22 protein-coding genes are annotated in these 20636 nt (G+C 63.5%); 13 read left to right on the top strand and 9 right to left on the bottom strand.

Features of this window, described 5'->3' with window-relative positions:
• Positions 1-16: 16 nt before the first annotated feature.
• Complete coding sequence (locus tag GRI97_RS14845) at positions 17-799, bottom strand: HAD-IIA family hydrolase (RefSeq protein WP_161391985.1); 783 nt, start codon at positions 797-799, stop codon at positions 17-19.
• Positions 796-2274 carry a carotenoid oxygenase family protein gene (locus GRI97_RS14840; RefSeq protein WP_161391984.1) on the bottom strand — a complete coding sequence of 493 codons (1479 nt, stop codon included), beginning with the start codon at positions 2272-2274 and terminating at the stop codon, positions 796-798. Before GRI97_RS14840 ends, GRI97_RS14845 begins: the two co-directional genes overlap by 4 nt.
• 73 nt (positions 2275-2347) lie before the next feature.
• Between GRI97_RS14840 and GRI97_RS14835 the strand changes: the two genes are divergently transcribed.
• The 11 genes from GRI97_RS14835 to fdhD all read left to right on the top strand — a co-directional run bounded on the left by GRI97_RS14835 (position 2348) and on the right by fdhD (position 13323).
• A complete protein-coding gene (locus tag GRI97_RS14835) occupies positions 2348-2800 on the top strand; it encodes a MarR family winged helix-turn-helix transcriptional regulator (RefSeq protein WP_161391983.1) in 453 nt (150 codons plus the stop codon).
• A gap of 27 nt (positions 2801-2827) precedes the next feature.
• Positions 2828-4186 carry an MFS transporter gene (locus tag GRI97_RS14830; protein WP_202392781.1) on the top strand — a complete coding sequence of 453 codons (1359 nt, stop codon included), beginning with the start codon at positions 2828-2830 and terminating at the stop codon, positions 4184-4186.
• Between the two features lie 188 nt (positions 4187-4374).
• Positions 4375-5487: an S-(hydroxymethyl)glutathione dehydrogenase/class III alcohol dehydrogenase gene (locus tag GRI97_RS14825; RefSeq protein ID WP_161391982.1), complete on the top strand. Its 1113-nt coding sequence runs from the start codon at positions 4375-4377 to the stop codon at positions 5485-5487.
• A gap of 41 nt (positions 5488-5528) precedes the next feature.
• Positions 5529-5906 carry a VOC family protein gene (locus GRI97_RS14820; RefSeq protein WP_161391981.1) on the top strand — a complete coding sequence of 126 codons (378 nt, stop codon included), beginning with the start codon at positions 5529-5531 and terminating at the stop codon, positions 5904-5906.
• Between the two features lie 22 nt (positions 5907-5928).
• Complete coding sequence (fghA, locus tag GRI97_RS14815; RefSeq protein ID WP_328598573.1) at positions 5929-6771, top strand: S-formylglutathione hydrolase; 843 nt, start codon at positions 5929-5931, stop codon at positions 6769-6771.
• Positions 6772-6773: 2 nt separating this feature from the next.
• The gene (locus GRI97_RS14810; RefSeq protein WP_235917864.1) at positions 6774-7205 is read left to right on the top strand and encodes an NAD(P)H-dependent oxidoreductase subunit E; all 432 of its coding nucleotides are present in this window, start codon (positions 6774-6776) and stop codon (positions 7203-7205) included.
• Positions 7202-8761: an NADH-ubiquinone oxidoreductase-F iron-sulfur binding region domain-containing protein gene (locus tag GRI97_RS14805; protein ID WP_161391979.1), complete on the top strand. Its 1560-nt coding sequence runs from the start codon at positions 7202-7204 to the stop codon at positions 8759-8761. The genes GRI97_RS14810 and GRI97_RS14805 overlap by 4 nt, the downstream gene beginning before the upstream one ends.
• A gap of 7 nt (positions 8762-8768) precedes the next feature.
• Positions 8769-9314: a molybdenum cofactor guanylyltransferase gene (gene mobA / locus GRI97_RS14800; RefSeq protein WP_328598572.1), complete on the top strand. Its 546-nt coding sequence runs from the start codon at positions 8769-8771 to the stop codon at positions 9312-9314.
• The gene (fdhF, locus tag GRI97_RS14795; RefSeq protein ID WP_161391978.1) at positions 9304-12150 is read left to right on the top strand and encodes a formate dehydrogenase subunit alpha; all 2847 of its coding nucleotides are present in this window, start codon (positions 9304-9306) and stop codon (positions 12148-12150) included. The genes mobA and fdhF overlap by 11 nt, the downstream gene beginning before the upstream one ends.
• Positions 12147-12449, top strand: a complete 303-nt coding sequence (locus tag GRI97_RS14790) for a formate dehydrogenase subunit delta (RefSeq protein ID WP_235917863.1) — start codon at positions 12147-12149, stop codon at positions 12447-12449. Before fdhF ends, GRI97_RS14790 begins: the two co-directional genes overlap by 4 nt.
• A gap of 109 nt (positions 12450-12558) precedes the next feature.
• Positions 12559-13323 carry a formate dehydrogenase accessory sulfurtransferase FdhD gene (fdhD, locus tag GRI97_RS14785; protein ID WP_161391977.1) on the top strand — a complete coding sequence of 255 codons (765 nt, stop codon included), beginning with the start codon at positions 12559-12561 and terminating at the stop codon, positions 13321-13323.
• Between the two features lie 62 nt (positions 13324-13385).
• Here fdhD and GRI97_RS14780 read toward each other — a convergent pair whose 3' ends face one another.
• The 3 genes from GRI97_RS14780 to metX are packed head-to-tail and all read right to left on the bottom strand — an operon-like array spanning position 13386 to position 15556.
• Complete coding sequence (locus GRI97_RS14780) at positions 13386-13805, bottom strand: GFA family protein (RefSeq protein WP_161391976.1); 420 nt, start codon at positions 13803-13805, stop codon at positions 13386-13388.
• 54 nt (positions 13806-13859) lie between these two features.
• On the bottom strand, positions 13860-14453 hold the full coding sequence (gene metW, locus GRI97_RS14775) for a methionine biosynthesis protein MetW (protein ID WP_161391975.1): 594 nt from the start codon (positions 14451-14453) through the stop codon (positions 13860-13862).
• Positions 14450-15556 (bottom strand): homoserine O-acetyltransferase MetX, encoded by a 1107-nt coding sequence (metX, locus tag GRI97_RS14770; protein WP_161391974.1) that lies wholly within the window; start codon positions 15554-15556, stop codon positions 14450-14452. The genes metW and metX overlap by 4 nt, the downstream gene beginning before the upstream one ends.
• Before the next feature lie 106 nt (positions 15557-15662).
• On the opposite strand from metX, the gene GRI97_RS14765 reads away from it, so the two are divergent.
• Together GRI97_RS14765 and GRI97_RS14760 are read left to right on the top strand one after the other, a co-directional pair.
• Entirely contained in the window at positions 15663-16742 is a 1080-nt protein-coding gene (locus GRI97_RS14765) for a pyridoxal phosphate-dependent aminotransferase (protein ID WP_235917862.1), read from the top strand.
• The gene (locus GRI97_RS14760) at positions 16739-17668 is read left to right on the top strand and encodes a prephenate/arogenate dehydrogenase family protein (protein WP_161391972.1); all 930 of its coding nucleotides are present in this window, start codon (positions 16739-16741) and stop codon (positions 17666-17668) included. Before GRI97_RS14765 ends, GRI97_RS14760 begins: the two co-directional genes overlap by 4 nt.
• A 19-nt stretch (positions 17669-17687) precedes the next feature.
• Here GRI97_RS14760 and GRI97_RS14755 read toward each other — a convergent pair whose 3' ends face one another.
• The 4 genes from GRI97_RS14755 to ftsE are packed head-to-tail and all read right to left on the bottom strand — an operon-like array spanning position 17688 to position 20576.
• Entirely contained in the window at positions 17688-18392 is a 705-nt protein-coding gene (locus GRI97_RS14755; protein WP_235917861.1) for a lysophospholipid acyltransferase family protein, read from the bottom strand.
• Positions 18374-18895, bottom strand: a complete 522-nt coding sequence (locus GRI97_RS18680) for a YdcF family protein (protein WP_328598571.1) — start codon at positions 18893-18895, stop codon at positions 18374-18376. Before GRI97_RS18680 ends, GRI97_RS14755 begins: the two co-directional genes overlap by 19 nt.
• Positions 18892-19851 (bottom strand): cell division protein FtsX, encoded by a 960-nt coding sequence (locus GRI97_RS18675; RefSeq protein WP_235917860.1) that lies wholly within the window; start codon positions 19849-19851, stop codon positions 18892-18894. Before GRI97_RS18675 ends, GRI97_RS18680 begins: the two co-directional genes overlap by 4 nt.
• Complete coding sequence (ftsE, locus tag GRI97_RS14745) at positions 19851-20576, bottom strand: cell division ATP-binding protein FtsE (RefSeq protein WP_161391971.1); 726 nt, start codon at positions 20574-20576, stop codon at positions 19851-19853. The genes GRI97_RS18675 and ftsE overlap by 1 nt, the downstream gene beginning before the upstream one ends.
• Positions 20577-20636 lie beyond the last annotated feature (60 nt).

Raw genomic sequence — 20636 nt, 5'->3', positions numbered from 1 at the left:
CCGCCCGCCATGAAGCTCAGATCAGATCGACCACTTCGGCGATCGATTCCAGCACCCGGTCCGGGCGGAAGGGGAAGCGGGCCACCGCATCGGCCCGGGTCGATCCGGTCAGCACCAGGATCGTTTCCAGCCCCGCCTCCATCCCGGCGACGATATCGGTATCCATCCGGTCACCGATCATCACCGTGGTTTCCGCATGGGCACCGATGCGGTTCATCGCCGCACGGAACATCATCGGATTGGGCTTGCCGACGAAATAGGGCTGCGCCCCGGTCGCCTTGGTGATCATCGCCGCCACCGCACCGGTGGCGGGCAATGGCCCATCGGCAGAGGGCGAGGTGACATCGGGATTGGTGGCGATGAATCGCGCACCCGCGCCGATCAGCCGGATCGCCTTGGCAATCGCTTCGAAGGAATAGCTGCGCAATTCCCCGATCACGACATAGTCTGGCCGGTTGTCCGTCAGCGTGTAGCCGATTTCATGCAACGCGGTGGTCAGCCCGGCCTCGCCAATGACGAAGGCCGTGCCGCCCGGCTGCTGGCGGTGGAGGAAATCCGCCGTCGCCAGGGCCGAGGTGAAGATCGCACTTTCCGGCACATCCAGACCCGAGCGAGCCAGGCGGGCGGCCAGATCGCGCGGGGTGTAAATGGAATTGTTGGTCAGCAGGAGAAACCGCCGTTCCCGTTCCACCAGCCGCGCGATGAACTCCGCCGCGCCGGGCAGCGCGCGTTCCTCATGGACGAGCACCCCGTCCATGTCCGACAGCCAGCATTCCGGCGCCTGACGCGTGCCCGTCATGCGGCTTCGGGCACCAGGCCGATATCTTCGGCGCGGGCGAAATTGCCATGCAGGCCGAAGCGCAGGCGGATGGGCACATTGATGGTGGCGACCGGACCCTTCTCGATATCGAGCGCGTCGAACACCAGCAGATCGGAATTGTGATCTTCCAGCCGGTTGCAGACCATCACGATCCAGCCATCGCCTTCGGGCGCATCCTTGCTGCGCGGGATGAAGCAGGGTTCCTGCAGCGATGAGACGGGGCCGCACCACCAATGCTGTTCGGCGCCGGTTTCCAGATCCTTGAGGAACAGGCAGTTCATCAGCAGGCCGCCGGCGCTGCCGCCCTTGAGTTCCACCGGGCGGCGCATGTCCATTTCCAGGCTCCAGCCATAACGGTTCTTGCGGCCGGTGAAGCGGTCATCGATGCGCGGGAATTCGCTGGCGGTTTCGGTCAGCTGGTTGATTTCGGCGAAATCTTCCCCGTTGGACGACAGATCCACCACCCAATCGGTCAGCTTGCTCATGGCTTCGCGGCCGTTGAACGGCGCGCCGTGCACATCGGGGAAGAAGGGGAACATGTTGTTCTTCGCTTCGGGCACGACGAAGTGGATCTTCGACCCTTCCTGCCAGGCGTTGAGCACGTGGGAGGCGAAGCAATTGTCGCGCTTGAACCAGCGGATATCTTCCTGCCGGACATCGTCGCGGCGGGGGATTACGCCCAGATAGACCGGCATGGTGGTGTCGAAGCCGAAATGCGGCTTGCCCTGTTCGAGCCGTTCCCACGATCCGATCGAGGGCACGATGTGCAGCACCAGATAATCATCGGTGATGCCGAAGTCATGCATCATGCAATAATAGGGCACCTTGAACCACACTTCGCGGATCAGTTCGCCTTCGGAATTGACCTCGTAATAGGTGACATCATCGGTGCACAGGCCCGAGGCGGCATAGCCGATGGCGACCATATTGCCGGTGGCGGGGCAGATCTTGGGATGGGCGGTGAAGGTTTCGCCGGTCATCTTGCCGCCGAATTTCTCGAACCCATGGGTTTCCATGGTGACCGGATCCATCAGCAGGGCGGGTGAATCCTCCTTCATCGCCCACAGCTTGCCGGCATAGATCCAGGCATTGGTGTTGGCGGTGGAACGGATCATGCCCTTGACGGATTCGTCATCGGTCAGCGGGTTGCGGTAATTGCCGAACAGGCCGCGCCCGGCTTCTTTTTCGGCCTTCCACTTGTCCGTATGGGCCCAGCGCTGGCGGAAATCGCATTCGCCATCATGGAAATGGAAGCGGGTGATCATGCCGTCGCCATTGAAGGCAATGTCGTCACCCAGCATGGGCGGGAACTGCGGATCGGGCTGCACGCGGTAGAATGCGCCGTTGAGTTCCGGGGGGATCGTTCCGTGATGCTGCAGATTCTTGATGTCTGCCTCGATCCGGCTGGGGGTGTTGAAGCCCGTGAAGCTGGGCGTGTTCGGGAATTGGGCCATTGTGTTCCTCTCCTTGCGCAAGATTGTATGCTTCACTAACAAATAGGCAAGGGACGAGAGGAGATTACCACACGTGAATGCCCCTGCCTTGATAGATGGCGAAGCGCATGGGCTGGGTGGCCTCAATGACATCCTGGGTCTGCACATACGTCTGGCCCATGGTGCCGTATATCGGCACTTCACCGAAACATTCGCCAAGATCGATCTGACCCAGAAACAGGTGTCGGCCCTGTGGCTTGTCGCTGAATATCCTGGAATTTCCCAGGTTGATCTGGGCCGCCGGCTGCGCATGGACCGGGCCACGACCATGACCACGGCGAACCGCCTGCAGCAGCGCGATTTCCTGCGCCGCGAACGATCGGTCAGCGATGGCCGCAAGCAGGCGCTGTATCTGACGGAGGCCGGCGCGGAGGCGCTCGAGGTCGCCAAATCGATCATCGCCGAACACGAAGCCTGGCTCAAGTCACGCTTCAACAGCGCCGAGATCGAAAAACTGGTGGAAATGCTTGCGCGAATCCACGAATGAGCGCGCGCAAAAGAGAGGACGGATAAAATGGCTGGGAGCGCAGGGGGAACCAACCCGATTGCGGTGATTGACGAGAACCCGATGGGCGTGCGCCAGTGGATCGTCGTCATACTGATGATCCTGCTGAATGCACTGGACGGGTTCGACGTGCTGTCGAGCGCCTTTGCCTCACCGGGCATTTCCAAGGAATGGGGCATCGAACGCTCCGAACTGGGCGTGATGCTGTCGGCCGAACTGGTCGGCATGGGCTTCGGTTCCGTGATCCTGGGCAGTGCGGCAGACAAATACGGCCGCAAGATCACCATGCTGATCTGCCTGGTCGTGATGGCGATCGGCATGTGGATGGCACATGACGCGCAATCGCTCTGGCCGCTGACCACCTGGCGTTTCATCACCGGCCTCGGCATCGGCGGCATGCTGGCCGCGACCAACGCCGTGGTGGCCGAAACCACCAGCAAGGCATCGCGGAGCCTGGCCATGGCGCTCTATGTGATCGGTTATCCGATCGGCGGCGTGGTGGGCGGCTTTGCCGCGCAGAGCTGGCTGCTGGTCGATTACGACTGGCGCGCCGTGTTCCTGTTCGGTGCGATCGTCACCGCCGTGATGATCCCGCTGGTGGTGCTGCTGGTTCCCGAAACGCCGGCCTTCTATGCCGCGCGCCGCCCGGTCGATGCGCTGGCGAAGATCAACAAGTCGCTGCGCGCGCTGCAGCAGGCCGCGATCGATGCCCTGCCCGAAATCAGGCAGGAAGGCCCCAAGCCCAAGGTGACCGACATCCTGTCGAAGCCGGGCCTGCGCAAGGTGACCTGGCTGCTGGCCTTCGGTTACATGTTCCACACGCTGACCTTCTATTACATCCTGAAGTTTGCGGTCCAGATCGTGGCCGACAGCGGCTTCAGCCAGCCCGAAGCGGCCAGCACGCTGACCTATGCCAATATCGGTGGCGCCGTGGGCGGGGCGATCTTCGGCTTCGCGCTGAAGAAGTGGGACATCAAGGGCCCGACCATCGCCATGCTGTTCCTGGGCGTGGTGGCAGTCGCCTGGTTCGGCACCGGGCATGACACGCTGGGCCAGTGGCGTTTTGCCGGGTTCCTGACGATGTTCTGCCTCAACGCAGCGATCGTGGGCTATTACGCCGCCTTCGCTCGCGGCTTCCCCGCCTATGCCCGCGCCACCGGAACCGGCTTCGTGCTGGGCGTGGGCCGCGCGGGGGCGGCAGGCTCGCCGATCATCGCCGGCTTCCTGTTCGACGCGCTGGGCAAGAGCGAACTGCTGACCGTGTCGCTGATCATGTGCTTCGGTTCCATCATGGGCGCCGTGCTGCTGTGGATCCTGCCGATCCGCGATGCCGATCAGGATATCATGGCCGCCGAAAAGGCCGCCTGATCATGCGTGCCGGCCGGATGATTCCGGCCGGCCGTTTGCCATGAAGCCAGCGATCACGCGGCCATGGCCCCCCGGTATGCCAAATATCGGCCGCAAAGATGCCAGCACAAACGAGGCTGGCACGAACGCGCCAAAGCGTTCATGGAACCAGAAAATCGTTCACCGAATCAACTATTGAGGGATCAACCATGAAAACCCGCGCTGCCGTAGCCTTCGAAGCCAAGAAGCCGCTTGAGATCATCGAAGTCGATCTCGAAGGCCCCAAGGCCGGCGAAGTGCTGGTCGAAATCATGGCCACCGGCATCTGCCACACCGATGCCTACACGCTGGACGGGTTCGATTCCGAAGGCATTTTCCCCAGCATCCTGGGCCATGAAGGTGCCGGCATCGTGCGAGAAGTCGGCCCCGGCGTGACCAGCGTGGTGCCGGGCGATCACGTGATCCCGCTCTACACCCCCGAATGCCGCCAGTGCAAAAGCTGCCTTTCGGGCAAGACCAACCTGTGTACCGCCATCCGCGCCACCCAGGGCAAGGGGCTGATGCCCGATGGCACCACCCGCTTTTCCTACAAGGGTCAGCCGATCTTCCATTACATGGGCTGCTCCACCTTCTCCAACTTCACCGTGCTGCCGGAAATCGCCGTGGCGAAGATCCGCGAAGACGCGCCGTTCCAGTCCGCCTGCTATATCGGTTGCGGCGTGACCACCGGCGTGGGCGCGGTCACCAACACCGCCAAGGTGCAGGTGGGTGACAATGTGGTGGTGTTCGGCCTGGGCGGCATCGGCCTGAACGTGATCCAGGGCGCACGGCTGGCCGGCGCCAACAAGATCATCGGCGTCGACATCAACCCGGACCGGGAAGAATGGGGCCGTCGCTTCGGCATGACCGATTTCCTCAACACCAAGGGCATGAGCCGTGAAGACACCGTCGCCAAGATCGTGCTGATGACCGATGGCGGCGCCGATTACACCTTCGACGCCACGGGCAATACCGAAGTGATGCGGACCGCGCTGGAAGCCTGCCACCGCGGCTGGGGCACCAGCATCATCATCGGCGTGGCCGAAGCCGGCAAGGAAATCGCCACCCGCCCGTTCCAGCTGGTCACCGGCCGCAACTGGCGCGGTACCGCGTTTGGTGGGGCCAAGGGCCGCACCGACGTGCCCAAGATCGTCGACATGTACATGACCGGCAAGATCGAGATTGATCCAATGATCACCCACGTCATGGGCCTGGAAGAGATCAACACCGCATTCGACCTGATGCACGAAGGCAAGAGCATTCGCAGCGTCGTGGTCTTCTGACGTTTCCATCTTCGACAGTACGTATCTGAGGGGATTATCCGATGTTTACCCATGCCTTTCTCGGTTCCAACGATGTGGAGCGCAGCCGCAAGTTCTATGACGCGGTGATGGGCGCGCTGGGCTATGCCAATGTGGTTCCGCCCGAGGCTGGCAATCTGGTCTATCCAGGCCCCGGCTGCACCTTCATCGTCGGCAAGCCGCTGGACGGCCAGGGCGCGACCGTCGGCAATGGCGGCACGCTGGGCTTTGCAGCCAAGAGTGATGAAGAGGTAACCGCATGGTACGAAGCAGGCCTGGCCAATGGCGGCACCTGCGACGGCCAGCCCGGCCCGCGTGAACGCGCCCCGAACAATTCGGTCGGCGCCTATCTGCGCGATCCGGATGGCAACAAGATCTGCGCCTTCCACATGCAGCATTGATAACAGAAGACGGGACAACACGATGACGGCAAGCAATCTGGAAACCGTTTCGGAAAACCGATCCTTCGGCGGCACGCAGGGGGTCTATACCCACCAGTCCACCGAAACCGGCACCCCGATGACCTTCGCCGTTTTCGTGCCCGACCACGCACCGGGCGCGAAACTGCCGGTGCTGTTCTATCTGTCCGGGCTCACCTGCACCCATGCCAATGTCATGGAAAAGGGTGAGTACCGGCAGGCCTGCGCCGAACAGGGCATCATCTTCATCGCGCCCGACACCAGCCCGCGTGGCGATGATGTGCCCGATGACGAAGCCTATGATTTCGGCAAGGGCGCGGGTTTCTATGTCGATGCGACGCAGGAACCTTGGGCGGCCAATTTCCGCATGCGGTCTTACATCGAACAGGAACTGCCTGCGCTGATCGCCGCGCATTTCCCGGTCGATATGGAGCGGCAGGGTATCACCGGGCATTCGATGGGCGGCCACGGTGCACTGACCATCGCGCTGCGCAATCCCGGCCGCTTCCGTTCGGTCAGCGCCTTTTCACCGATCGTCAGCCCGCTCAACTGCCCCTGGGGCGAGAAAGCGCTGACCGGATATCTGGGCGATGACCGCGCGAAATGGCGCGAATATGATGCCTGTGCGCTGATCGAAGACGGCGCCCGCCTGCCCGATCTGCTGGTGGATCAGGGAACTGCGGACGCTTTTCTTGCGACACAGTTGCAAACTGAACGACTAGACGAAGCCTGCCAAAAGGCCGATATATCAGCCAAGATCCGCATGCAGGAAGGGTATGATCATTCATATTTCTTCATCTCAACCTTCATGACGGATCATGTGAGATGGCATGCTGAAAGGTTGTAAGATTGGGTTCGAAAGAACAGAAAATCGGCGAGATCATCGCCGACCATAAGACCCAGGAAGGCGCGATGTTGCCGATCCTGCATGATATTCAGGCCGAATTCGGATGCGTTGATGCTGATTCCGAATTGATCGTGGCCGAAGCGCTGAATCTGAGCCGCGCCGAGGTACACGGCGTGGTCAGTTTCTATCATGATTTCCACCCCACCGCCGACAATCGCCCCGTAGTGCAGATCTGCCGGGCCGAATCCTGCAAGGCACGCGGCGTCGAATCGCTGATGGCCCAGGCGCAGGCGCTGGCCGGCGACCGGGTGAAGCTGAGCACGGTCTATTGCCTGGGCCTGTGCAGCGCCGGCCCCAATGCGCGGGTCGGTGACACGCTGCACGCGCGGCTCGATGCCGCTGGTCTGGCTCAAGTGATCGAGAACGCCCGATGATCATTCGCATTTCCGACGACGCTCTCGCCCGTGCGCTGGGCGCAGACGCCATCGCCGCCGCCTTCGCCAAGAAGGGGCATGAGGTGCAGCGCACCAGCAGCTGGGGCATGCACTGGCTGGAACCGCTGGTCGAAGTGGACGGCAAGGGTTTTGGCCCGGCCACGCTGGCCGATGTCGATGCCATTCTGGACGGATCCTCCGCCAAGGCGATCGGCGTGATTGCCGACCACCCCTTCATCGCTGGCCAGGAGCGGCTGACCTTCCGCCGCGCCGGGCGCACCCGCCCGACCAGCCTGGAAGATTACGAGGCGACCGGTGGCTGGGCCGGCCTGCGCCGCGCGCGCCAGATCGGCAGCGAAGCGATCGTGGAAGAAGTGCTGCAATCCGGCCTGCGCGGCCGTGGCGGCGCCGGTTTCCCCGCCGGGATCAAATGGCGCACGGTGATGCAGGCCGTCGCCCCGCAGAAATACATCGTCTGCAATGCCGACGAAGGCGACAGCGGCACCTTTGCCGATCGCATGCTGATGGAAGGCGATCCCTATGCCCTGATCGAAGGGCTGGCGATCGCCGGCGAAGCCGTGGGCGCCAATCAGGGCTATATCTATTGCCGCAGCGAATATCCCGACGCGATTGCCAAGCTGAACGAAGCGCTGCGGCTGTGCCGCGACATCATCGCGCCGTTCCGCTGTGAAGTGCGCATGGGCGCGGGCGCCTATGTCTGCGGCGAGGAAACATCGCTGCTCAATTCACTGGAAGGCCGGCGCGGCGAAGTGCGCGCCAAGCCGCCGCTGCCCGCGCTGGAAGGGCTGTTCGGCCGGCCGACCGTGGTCAACAATGTGCTGACCCTGGCTGCCGTGCCGCATATTCTGAGCGAAGGCGGGGCTGCGGCCTATGACGGGCTCGGCATGGGCCGGTCCAAGGGCACAATGCCGATCCAGCTGGCCGGCAACATCAAGCATGGCGGCCTGTATGAGGCAGCTTTCGGCATCACGCTGGACGATCTGATCAACACCATCGGAGGCGGCACCGAAAGCGGTCGCCCGGTCAAGGCGGTGCAGGTGGGTGGCCCGCTGGGCGCCTATCTCCACCCCGATCAGTTCGATATCCGGTTCGATTACGAGGAATATACCAAGGCGGACGCGCTGATCGGCCATGGCGGGATCACCGTGTTCGACGACACCGCCGACATGGGCGCCATGGCCCGTTTCGCCATGGAATTCTGTGCGGCGGAAAGCTGCGGCAAATGCACCCCCTGCCGCATCGGTTCGACGCGCGGCGTGGAACTGATCGACCGGATCCGTGCCGGTGGCCGCCAGCGCGACAGGCTGGAACTGACGCCGCAGATGCACAATGCCCGCAAGGATGGCGGTAGAGGGCAGGATCAGGAAATCGCCCTGCTGACCGATCTGTGCGAAACGATGAAATTCGGTTCGCTTTGCGCGCTGGGCGGCTTCACTCCCTATCCGGTGATGAGCGCGCTGCAGCATTGGCCGGAGGATTTCACCGGCCCGCCCGAGCAGCCGGCCGCGCGTGTGCTGGACACCAGCAACGCGTGAGGCGGCCATGGGAGAGGCAGCAATGATCCTGGGTGTGGTTCTGGCCGGTGGGCAATCGTCACGCTTCGGCAGTGACAAGGCGTTGGCCGAATTGCACGGACGCACGCTGATAGCGCGCGCGGTCGATAATCTGTCCGGATGGTGCGACCATGTCGTGATCGTCGGGCGGGCAACCGGCCCTGCGCCCTGTCTGCCCGACTGGCCGCGACCGGGCATGGGCCCGTTGGCAGGTTTGGCCGCCGCGCTGACCTATGCGCAGGATGAATCCTATCGCACGGTGCTGAGCTGTGCGGTCGATTCCCATTCCCTGCCGGCCAATCTGCTGGAACTTCTTTCCCCCGCGCCCGCTTATCTGGAAGCACAACCGGTGATTGGCCACTGGCTGGCATCATCAGCGGATACAGCGCGGAATATTCTTCTGGGCGAAGGGAGCCATTCGATGATGGCCTTCGCCGATGCCGCCGGTGCCCGCAGCGTAAAAACCGCCGCGAAACCTGCCAATATCAACACCCCGGCCGATCTGGCCGCGATGGAGCAAGACAATGGGATTTGAACGCGAAAAGGATTTCGGCACCCCTGAATCCAAATCGGACCAGATGGTGACGCTTTCCATCGATGGTCGCGAAGTCACCGTGCCGGCCGGCACCAGCGTGATGCGCGCCGCCGCCGAGATCGGCGGATCGATCCCCAAGCTGTGCGCGACGGACAATGTGAAGGCCTTCGGATCCTGCCGGCTGTGCCTGGTCGAGATCGAAGGCGCACGCGGCACGCCCGCCAGCTGCACCACGCCGGTCGGCCCGGGCATGAAGGTGAAGACCCAGACCCCGCGCCTGGAAAAGCTGCGCAAGGGGGTGATGGAACTCTACATCTCCGACCATCCGCTCGACTGCCTGACCTGTTCTGCCAACAATGACTGCGAACTGCAGGATCAGGCCGCCGCCGTGGGCCTGCGCGATGTGCGCTATGGCTACGAGGGGAAAAACAACCTCGGCGCCACGATGGATATTTCCAACCCCTATTTCGATTTCGATCCGTCGAAATGCATCGTTTGCAGCCGCTGCGTACGCGCCTGCGACGAAGTGCAGGGAACGCTGGCCCTGACGATCGATGGGCGCGGTTTTGCCTCCAAGGTCAGCGCCGGCCAGAGCCAGGACGATTTCCTGTCCTCCGAATGCGTGAGCTGCGGCGCCTGCGTGCAGGCGTGCCCAACCGCCACGCTGCAGGAAAAGAGCGTCAAGGAAATCGGCAAGCCCGAACGGGCCGTGGTCACCACCTGCGCCTATTGCGGGGTGGGCTGCACCTTCCGCGCGGAAATGCGCGGCGAACAGCTGGTGCGCATGGTGCCGTGGAAGGAAGGCAAGGCCAATCGTGGCCACAGCTGCGTGAAGGGCCGCTTTGCCTATGGCTATGCCAGCCATCAGGATCGTGTGCTGAACCCGATGATCCGCGACAGCATCGACCTGCCCTGGCGCGAAGTCAGCTGGGACGAAGCGCTGCGCTATACCGCCGACAAGGTTCGCCAGATCAAGGCCGAATCCGGCGCCCGTGCGCTGGGCGGCATTACATCCAGCCGCTGCACCAATGAAGAAACCTTTCTGGTGCAGAAGCTGATCCGTGCCGGGTTCGGCGCCAACAATGTCGATACCTGCGCCCGCGTCTGCCATTCGCCCACCGGCTACGGCCTGTCGCAGACCTTTGGCACCAGCGCCGGCACGCAGGATTTCGATTCCGTCATGGATTCGGATGTGATCATGGTGATCGGCGCCAACCCGACCGACGCCCACCCTGTGTTCGGCAGCCGCATGAAGCGCCGCCTGCGCCAGGGTGCCAAGCTGATCGTGATCGATCCGCGCCGCATCGATCTGGTCCGCAGCCCCAACATCCAGGCCGATTACCATCTGCCGCTGCAGCCCGGCACCAATGTGGCCGTGCTGACATCCATTGCACATGTCATCGTCACCGAAGGGCTGGCTGATGAAGCGTTCATTCGTGAACGCTGCGACTGGGACGAATATCAGGATTGGGCGGCCTTCGTTTCCGATCCGAAGAACAGCCCCGAATTCCTGGAAGCGGTCACCCGCGTCCCGGCAGAAGCGGTGCGCGGCGCGGCGCGTCTGTTCGCCACCGGCGGCAATGGTGCGATCTATTACGGGCTTGGCGTGACCGAACACAGCCAGGGTTCCTCGACCGTGATGTCGATCGCCAATCTGGCCATGGCGACCGGCAACATCGGCCGCCGGGGCGTAGGCGTGAACCCGCTGCGCGGGCAGAACAATGTGCAGGGTTCCTGCGACATGGGCAGCTTCCCGCATGAACTGTCCGGCTATCGCCACATTTCCGATGGCGCCACGCGCAAGCTGTTCGAAGATGATTGGGGCGTAAAGCTGGATTCCGAACCGGGCCTGCGCATCCCGAACATGCTGGATGCGGCCGTGGATGGCACGTTCCGCGGCATCTACATCCAGGGTGAAGATATTCTGCAATCCGACCCGGATACCAAGCATGTGTCGGCCGGGCTTGCCGCCATGGATCTGGTGATCGTGCAGGATCTGTTCCTGAACGAAACCGCCAATTACGCCCATGTCTTCCTGCCGGGTTCCACCTTCCTGGAAAAGGATGGCACCTTCACCAATGCCGAACGCCGGATTCAGCCGGTGCGCAAGGTGATGGAACCGGCCAATGGCTATGCCGATTGGGAGGTAACCCAATTGCTGGCCAATGCCATGGGGCTGGACTGGAACTATACCCACCCCAGCCAGATCCTGGCCGAAATCGCCCGCCTGACGCCGACCTTTACCGGCGTGTCGTGGGAACGGCTCAATGCCGAAGGATCGCTGCAATGGCCGGTGAACGACAAATTCCCCGATGGCGCGCCGATCATGCATGTCGATGGCTTCGTGCGCGGCAAGGGCAAATTCATTGTTACCGAATATGTCCCGACCGACGAAAAGACCGGTCCGCGCTTCCCGCTGCTGCTGACCACGGGGCGAATTCTGAGCCAGTACAATGTCGGCGCACAGACCCGCCGTACCGGCAATGTCGCCTGGCATTCCGAGGACGTGCTGGAAATGCACGCCACCGATGCGGAAAACCGGGGCCTGAAATCGGGCGATTGGGCCAAGCTGTCCAGCCGCACCGGCGATACTACCCTGCGCGTGCAGGTAACCGATCGCGTGGCGCCGGGCGTGGTGTACACCACGTTCCACCACCCGACGACGCAGGCCAATGTGGTCACGACCGACTTTTCCGACTGGGCAACCAATTGCCCGGAATACAAGGTCACTGCGGTACAGATCACACCATCCAACGGCCCGACCGAATGGCAACAGGAATACAATGAACTGGCCGAACGGTCGCGCCGGATCGCCGAAGTGGAGCCGGCCGAATGAGCGATCATGACGAGGAACATCGTGCGGATACCGGCGCCAAGTTGCGGCGGATGGCCGACCAGATTGCCCGCAATCTGCAATCGCGCGGCCATGAAGAAGCCGTCGAAGGCACTGCAGAGCATATCTGGAAGTTCTGGGATCCGCGCATGAAGGCGCAGATTTTCTCGGACGATATTTCGGGCCTGTCCCCCATTGCGCGCGAAGCGCTGGAACGGCTGCGCAAGGGGCAGGAAGACAAGGAACAGGCCGTGGCCGAATTCAATGCGGTCAATGAAGTGGGCCATTGCGACGCAGGCTGATCACTGCACTGCTGCTGAAATACCCGCAGGGCGCGCCATGGCGCGTCCTGTTTCGTTTGCCTGTGGCGACATTGGGCCCATATGGGCTTCCCCATCAGCAGAGACGCCCATGCCCAGCCCCTTAGAAATCCGTACCGATGGCACAACCCGCACGATCGACCGGCCATGGGTGCCCGAAGTGCCGGTGGCGCTGGAATTCAACGGGCTGAGCTATGCCGTAATGATGGCGAGCCCGAATGATCTGGAAGATTTCGCGCTCGGCTTTGCCCTGACCGAAGGGCTGGCCCGCCAGCCGGCCGATCTGACTGACCTTGCCGTGGTCGAAGTGGAAAAGGGCTGGATCGTGCGCTCCACATTGTCCGGCCTGGGCATTGAACAACTGACCGACCGGGTGCGTTCGCGGGTGGCGGAATCCAGCTGCGGCCTCTGCGGGATCGAAAACCTGGAAGCCGTGGCCCGCCCCCTACCCCCGGTGACCGGGCATTCGGCTCTGGCACCGCAGGCGATCTTTACCGCGCTGGCATCATTGCGAGAGCACCAGCCGTTGGGCCGCGCCACCGGAGCCGCCCATGCCGCCGTGTTCTGTTCGCCTGACGGTGCGATCCTGCACGCGCGCGAAGATGTCGGCCGGCACAATGCCATGGACAAGCTGATCGGCGCGCTGGCCGCCGCCGGGCAGGATCCAGCCGCCGGCTTCATCCTGTCGAGCGCGCGCTGTTCCTATGAGATTGTCGAAAAGGCCGTGCGCGCCGGGGCAACCGCGCTGGTCACCATTTCGCTGCCCACCAGCATGGCGGTGGCCCGCGCCGAGGCTGCGGGGCTGAGCCTGTGGAGCCTGGCGCGTGATGACAGTGTGCTGCGGGTGACGGGATAGGGGCTCATTCTCTATCTGCGAGCGGCTCCATCCTGCGCTGGAGCGACGGTGTGACGAGGCAGCTATTCAGATGCGAACGCCGCGAACACTTCTGCGCCGGTCATGTCGGCGGTCTTTTCGCGGAAATTGTAGCCCGCCGGCTTTTCATCGATGAAGATCTGCGTGGTCAGCGGAAACGCGCAGCCGTTCTCCAGCGCCTGCACCGATACGGCATAGTGCGACTGATCCTTCGTCCGCCAAAGCAGCGAACTGCCGCAGTCGGCGCAGAAACAGCGTTCCGCCCATTCGGATGAGGTGTAGACCGTGAGCCGATCGGCCTGGTCCAGCGTCACGCTTTTCGCTTCGACAGACAGAAACACTCCGCCCGACCATTGTCGGCACATGCTGCAATGGCAGGCGCCGGTTTCCTGATTGGCCAGTTCTGCCGTGAACTGCACCGCGCCGCACAGGCATTGGCCGGATGCTGTTACGCTATCAGTCATTCGCCGTTCCTTCCCCGATTCTGCCTGTGAGTGTCCCACGGCAGCGAGGTGGCATCAACGGCTCAGCAGATAGACCGCGTATTCGGCCCGCCAGTTGGAACAGCGGGCGGAGATTTCATGCTGGCCGCTGAAGAACCAGCTCCGCTCTATCGCCACGCCCTTCTTGCGCAGCATTTCGCGGAAATCATTCACCGTCACATGGTGGATGTTCTGCGTTTCATACCAGGTAACCGGCAGATGGCGCGTGACGGGCATGCGCCCGGTCGTCACCAAGGCCCAGCGCATGCGCCAATGGGCGAAATTGGGGAAGCTGACGAAGGCCTTGCGGCCGATCCGCAGCAATTCATCCAGCATCAGATCGGGCCGTTCGGCGGTCTGCAGCGTCTGGCTGAGCACCGCATAATCAAACGCATCGTCGGGATAGGCGGCCAGATCGCGATTGGCATCGCCCTGCATGACCGACAGGCCGCGGCTGACGGCGCGTTCCACTTCCTCAGGATCGATCTCGATCCCGCGCACATCGACCTTGTCCCCATGGCTGAGGACGGCCATCAGTTCCCCTTCACCGCATCCGACATCGAGCACGCGGCTGCCGGTGGGGATATGGTTGGCGATCACCGCCAGATCCGGGCGCAGCGTATCGTTCATCCCTGGATGAATCCCTTCACCACGCGATCGAGCGCCGGCACATCGAGCAGGAAACTGTCATGACCATAGGGCGCGCTCAGTTCCACGAAGCTGACCCGCGCGGCCGTAGCGTTGAGCGCATGGACGATGTTGCGGGATTCCGCCGTGGGATAGAGCCAGTCGGTATCGAAGCTGACGATGCAAAAGCGCGCCTGTGAGGCGGCGAAGGCATCGACCAGCCGCCCGCCATGCTCCTCCGCCAGATCGAAATAATCGGTCGCGCGCGTGATATAAAGATAGGAATTGGCGTCGAAGCGATCGGTGAAGCTGAGCCCCTGGTGCCGCAGATAGCTTTCCACCTGGAAATCGGCATCGAAGCCGAAGCTTTTGGCTTCACGATCCTGCAACTGGCGGCCGAATTTCCCGGTCAGCCCAGCCTCGGACAGATAGGTGATATGCGCAGCCATGCGCGCCACGGCCAACCCCTTGTCCGGGGTCTGGCCCGTGCCGTAATATTCCCCGCCCTGCCAGGCCGGATCGGCCATGATCGCCTGCCGGCCAACCTCGTGATAGGCGATGTTCTGCGCCGAATGGCGGGCGGTGGTGGCGATGGCCAGCACGCGCTCGGCACGATCGGGGAAATTGGCGGCCAGGCTCAGCGCCTGCATCCCGCCCATCGATCCACCGATCACCGCATGCAGCCGGCCGATGCCCAGCGCATCGAGCAGCGCCACCTGCGCGCGCACCATGTCGCGGATTGTGATGACCGGAAAACGCATGCCATAGGGGCGCCCGTCCGGCGCAATGCTGGCCGGCCCGGTGGACCCCAGGCAGCTGCCGATGACATTGGCGCAGACCACGAAGAAGCGATCCGTATCGATCGGCTTGCCCGGCCCGACCATCCGGTCCCACCAGCCCGGCTTTCCGGTGATCGGATGCGGGCTGGCCAAATGCTGGTCCCCGGTCAGCGCGTGGCACACCAGAATGGCGTTGGAACCATCGGCATTCAGCGTGCCATAAGTCTCATGCGCCAGTTCCACCCGATCGAGTTCCTGCCCGCCATCGAGCGCGAGGCTGTGCGGAAGAACAAGGGTATGGGTAGAGGGTGCGTTAACGGTAGCCATGGGATGTGGGGACTTGGGGTAGGTATAGCGGGCTGTCAATTGCCACTGCATAAGGCTATGCGCCCGCGCATAACTGGAACACATCGAAAAAATGACCACTCCGCAGATGAAACCGTGGATCGAAGCGATCCATGCCTATGTTCCCGGCCGCAGCAATGCAGGTGGGCGCGAACTGATCAAGCTGTCCGCCAATGAAAATCCGCTGGGCACCAGCGCCGCCGCTTTGACCGCGCGGGCGCAGGTGGGCGGGCCGGATCGTTATTCCGACCCCGATTCGACCGCGCTGCGCGAAGCGCTGGGGCAGTTGCATGGCATCGACCCGGCACGGATCATCTGCGGTACCGGATCGGGCGAATTGCTGACCATTTCGGCCAGCGCCTTTGCCGGGCCGGGGGACGAAGTGCTGTACGTCCGCTATGGCTTTTCCCTCTATGAAATCGCCACGCGGCGCTGCGGCGCAACGCCGGTGATTGCGCCCGACGCCGATTACGGCACCGATGTCGATGCGCTGCTGGCCTGCGTGACCGAACGCACGCGCGTGGTGTTCCTGGCCAATCCGAACAATCCGACCGGCAGCTATCTGCCCAAGGCGGAACTGGCGCGGTTGCATGCCGGGCTGCCCGGCGATGTGCTGCTGGTGCTGGACCAGGCCTATATCGAATATGTCGCGGATGCCGACGATGATGGCGGGCTGGAACTGGCCGCTGCGCATGACAATGTGCTGGTCACGCGCACCTTTTCCAAGATCTATGGCCTGGCCGGTGAACGCATCGGCTGGGGCACGGGTGCGCCGGGGATCATCGGGGCGCTCAACCGGCTGCGCGGTCCGTTCAACGTATCGATGAGCGGGCAGGCCGCCGGACTTGCCGCTGTGGGTGATCAGGATTTCATCCAGCACGCACGCGAACACAATCGGGTGGAACGCGGCCGCTTCGTCGAAGCTGTTGCCGCCTTGGGCAACCACGGCCTGCGCCCGCTGCCGAGCGAGGCCAATTTCGTGCTGATCCTGTTCGACGGGAAGCTGAGCGCCGCCGAAGCGCTTGCCGGGCTGGCCGAAGCCGGTTTTGCCGTGCGCCATCTGCCGGGCCAGGATTTGCCGCAGGGCTTGCGGATCACCATCGGCACGCGCGAACAGATGGATGCCATCGCCACCGTGCTGCGGGATCTGGCCCAAGCCGCAGGATGAGTTTCCGCCATATTGCGATCATCGGTCTGGGCCTGCTTGGCGGATCGATTGGCCTGGCCGTGGCGGCGCGGCTGCCCGGCACGACAACCAGCGGCTTCGACGCCGATCCCGCCGTGCGGCAACGCGCGCGCGAACGGCAACTGACCGGCACGATCCATGAAACCGCGGCAGAGGCGGTGGCCGGCGCGGATCTGGTGATCCTGTGCGTGCCGGTGGGCGCCATGGGCCGCGCGGCGCAGGATATCGCCGACGCGCTCGGCCCCGATTGCCTGGTCAGCGATGTCGGATCATCCAAGCAATCGATTTCGGACGCGCTGGCGCAGGCGCTGCCCGGCCATTGCGTGATCCCCGCCCACCCGGTGGCAGGCACGGAGAACAGCGGGCCGGACGCCGGCTTTGCCGAATTGTTTGCCCAGCGCTGGTGCATTATCACCCCGCCCGAAGGCGCCGATCCCGACAGGGTCAAAGCGCTGGTCCAGTTCTGGGAAGAATTGGGCGCGATGGTGGAATGCATGGATGCCGAACACCATGATCGGGTGCTGGCCGTCACCAGCCATATTCCGCATCTGATCGCCTATACCATCGTGGGCACCGCGTCCGACCTGGAAATCGTCACCCGCAGCGAGGTGATCAAGTTTTCCGCCGGCGGCTTCCGCGATTTTACCCGGATTGCGGCCAGCGACCCGACCATGTGGCGCGACGTTTTCCTCAACAACCGCGATGCGGTGCTGGAAATGCTCGACCGGTTCCTCAACGATCTGGACCTGATGCGCGAGGCGATCCGTGCCGGGGACGGGGATACGATGTTCGACCTGTTCAGCCGCACGCGGTCCATCCGCCGGTCGATCGTGGCACTGGGGCAGGATGACGCCCGCCCCGATTTCGGGCGCAAGGATCATGCCGGTACGGGTATGCAGCCGAATTAGGCCGATCTGATCCGGGAGGTTACTCGGGCGGGTTCAGGGCGTTGATGCCGGCATGGACCCGCCGGGCGACCTCGTCCCGGTCCAGCCCGGCCGGGATCACTTCGCCGAACCGGAAGCGGATGACGCCCGCGCGTTTCCAGCGCCGGTGATAGAGCGGCCCGCTGTCCACCGCGACCGGGATGATCGGCAGGCCGAGCAGCTTGTAGATGCCGGCAAACCCGCTCTTCAATTCAGGCTGTTGCCCATGCGGCATACGGCTGCCTTCGGGGAAGATCGCCAGCGGCCGGCCCTGTTTCACATAGGCCTTGGCTTCCCCGATCATGGTGCGCAGCGCCGTGGCCCCCTGATCGCGGGCCACCGCCACCGCACCATAGGCCTTGGCGGCGCGGCCCCAGCCGGGGATGGAGAACAGTTCCAGCTTGGCGAACACCACCGGGCGCGACAGCAGATTGGGCACATCGATCGCTTCGAAAAAGCTTTCGTGCTTGATCGCATAAAGCACCGGGCCTTGCGCCTGATGCCCTTCGATCACGACCTTGATCCCTAGCAGGCGGCAGACGCAGAAGCGGTGAAAGCCCGACCAGCCTTCCGCAATCCGGCGCACCGCCTCTTCGTTGAACGGCAGTGCCAGCATGGCGGCGATGACATAGAAAATGCTGCCGCCATAGAATACGATGTAGAACAGCAGATTGCGGATGATCATCATCAGACCTGCACCAGCCATGCGATCAGAAACTTGTGATATTCATAGAACAGCGTCCACAATGACGGTTGCGATCGCACGGCGTCTTCCAGCACTTGCGTGCCCGCAGGCAGGGTGCTTTTGAGTTCCAGCGCGGCACGTCGCATGTGCCAGTCACTGGTGACCAGTCTGATGGAGCGGACCTGCTGCTGTTCCACCCAGCGGGCGGTTTCCCGCGCATTGCCCCGCGTGTCGAGCGCCGCGAAGCCCAGCGTGATGCAGCAATCCATCAATTCGGGCGGGACGGAAAATTCCGCCTCGAATTCGCGCGGGGTTACCTTCTCATTGACGCCGGTCACCAGCATGCGGCGCGATTGCCCCTGTTCCAGCAGCCGCACACCCTGGGCAATCCGCCCGCCGCCGCCCGTAGGCACCACGATGGCGTCGACCTGCCCCGGCGGCGCCGGTTGAGGCAAGGACACCGCAAACCAGACAAAGCCGATCACCCAGGCGATCGCCAGCAGGCCGAACAGGCGCCGGATCACAGCATGCGCCTCAAGGCAGACAGCACAGTGACGCGCGCGGTCAGCACGGCCAGCACCACGGCCAGCACCGGCACGAGCGCGAGATAGAGCCAGTCCGCCGGCCCCAGCCCGCCGCCTGCCACCATGCCCGATCCGAGCCGGGCGAATTGCCGCCCCAGCAGCACGATCGCGACCAGCCCAAGCAACAGGCCAATACCGCCGCCGATCACCGCATCCATGGCGATGGAACGCTGAAAAATCCCTGCGATCTGGCGGTCGTTCCCACCCAGCAAATGGACGATCTCGATCGTGTCGCGATTGGAGCCGAGCGCGCTGCGCGCCGCCAGCCACACCGCCGCAGCGCTGGTAGCAGCGAGCAGCAGCACCAGCACGATAGCCAGCCATTGCAGGGATGATATGGCCGCAAACACCGGCCCCAGCCAGCCCGCCTGGGCATCGACCCGCGCGGCCGGCACCGAATTGGCCAGGCTTTCGCGCAATTCCGCCAGGCTGGCCCCGGTCACATCGCCAACCAATTGCACATCGATCAGCGCGGGTGTGGGAATGGCATCATCCCCGCTGCCCACTTCGGACCCCAGCCAGGGCGCCAGCAGGGCGTGGAGTTCGGCATCGGGGACGCGGCGGACACGGGCGATGTCAGCGCGTTCTTCGAGCAGGGTGACGGCCAGTTCCGCCTGCCGATCCCGTTCCATCGGCGCGCCCTCAACGATCTGCACCGTCAGGCCGCCGGCTATTTCGGAACGGGCATTTTCCGCCAGATTGGCAAGCGACAGGCCGGCCGCGGTGGCAATCACCGTCAGCGCGGTCATGATGGCGATCACCCAGGGCATCGGCCCGCTCAGCCGCGCCTGCTGGATCAGGCCCGAAGACCGTTCCCCGATACGCGGAGAAGCGCTGGATCGCGCCTTGCCGGATACGGTGTCCGTTTCGGGCGGAATAGCGAACCGTGTCCCCATCACAGCACCGCCGGATCGCGCCGTGGCGGGTAGCGCAGCGCGCCGGTCGGATCGGACAACCGCCCGCGATCGAGCCGCATGATCAGCGAATCCGGCACTTTCTGCAGCAGATGCACATCATGGGTGGCCACCACCACGGTCGTACCCAGACGGTTGAGCGCTTCGAACAGGCGCAGCAGTTTCAGCGCCATGTCGGGATCAACGTTGCCAGTCGGCTCGTCCGCCACCAGCACTTCGGGCCTGGCGATCACGGCGCGGGCAATCGCCACGCGTTGCTGCTCTCCGCCTGACAGGGTGGCGGGAAAGGCGCCGGCGCGCTGGTCCAGCCCGACCCAGGCGAGCATGTCGGCCACGGGCTTGCGGATATCGGCCTCTGCCACGCCGGAAATGCGCAATGGCAGGGCGACGTTGTCCGACACGGACAAATGCGGAACCAGGCGAAAATCCTGAAACACCACACCGATCCGGCGGCGGAACCCGGGCAGATGGCCGCGCGGCACGGTGATCGTATCGGTGCCGAACATGCGCACCACCCCGCGCGTGGGGCGCTGCGCCAGATAGAGCAGCCGCAGGAGCGAGGTCTTGCCCGCGCCGCTGGCGCCGGTGAGGAAATAGAAGCTGCCGGGAAACAGGGTGAAGGAGACATCGCTCAACACTTCGGCATCCGCGCCATAGCGCAGGCCGACATTGTCGAATTGTACGATGGCCCCGTCGCTGCCGCTCATCATCGGCCAGCCTTGCGGCGCCGGAAGGGGTGATGGCAACGGATCAGCATCGGAATATTG

The organism is Croceibacterium xixiisoli, assembly GCF_009827305.1.
In the GTDB taxonomy this organism is placed as follows: Bacteria; Pseudomonadota; Alphaproteobacteria; order Sphingomonadales; family Sphingomonadaceae; genus Croceibacterium_C; species Croceibacterium_C xixiisoli.
Note: the sequence above shows the minus strand (reverse complement) of the source record. Positions and strands in the feature narration are given on the sequence as shown.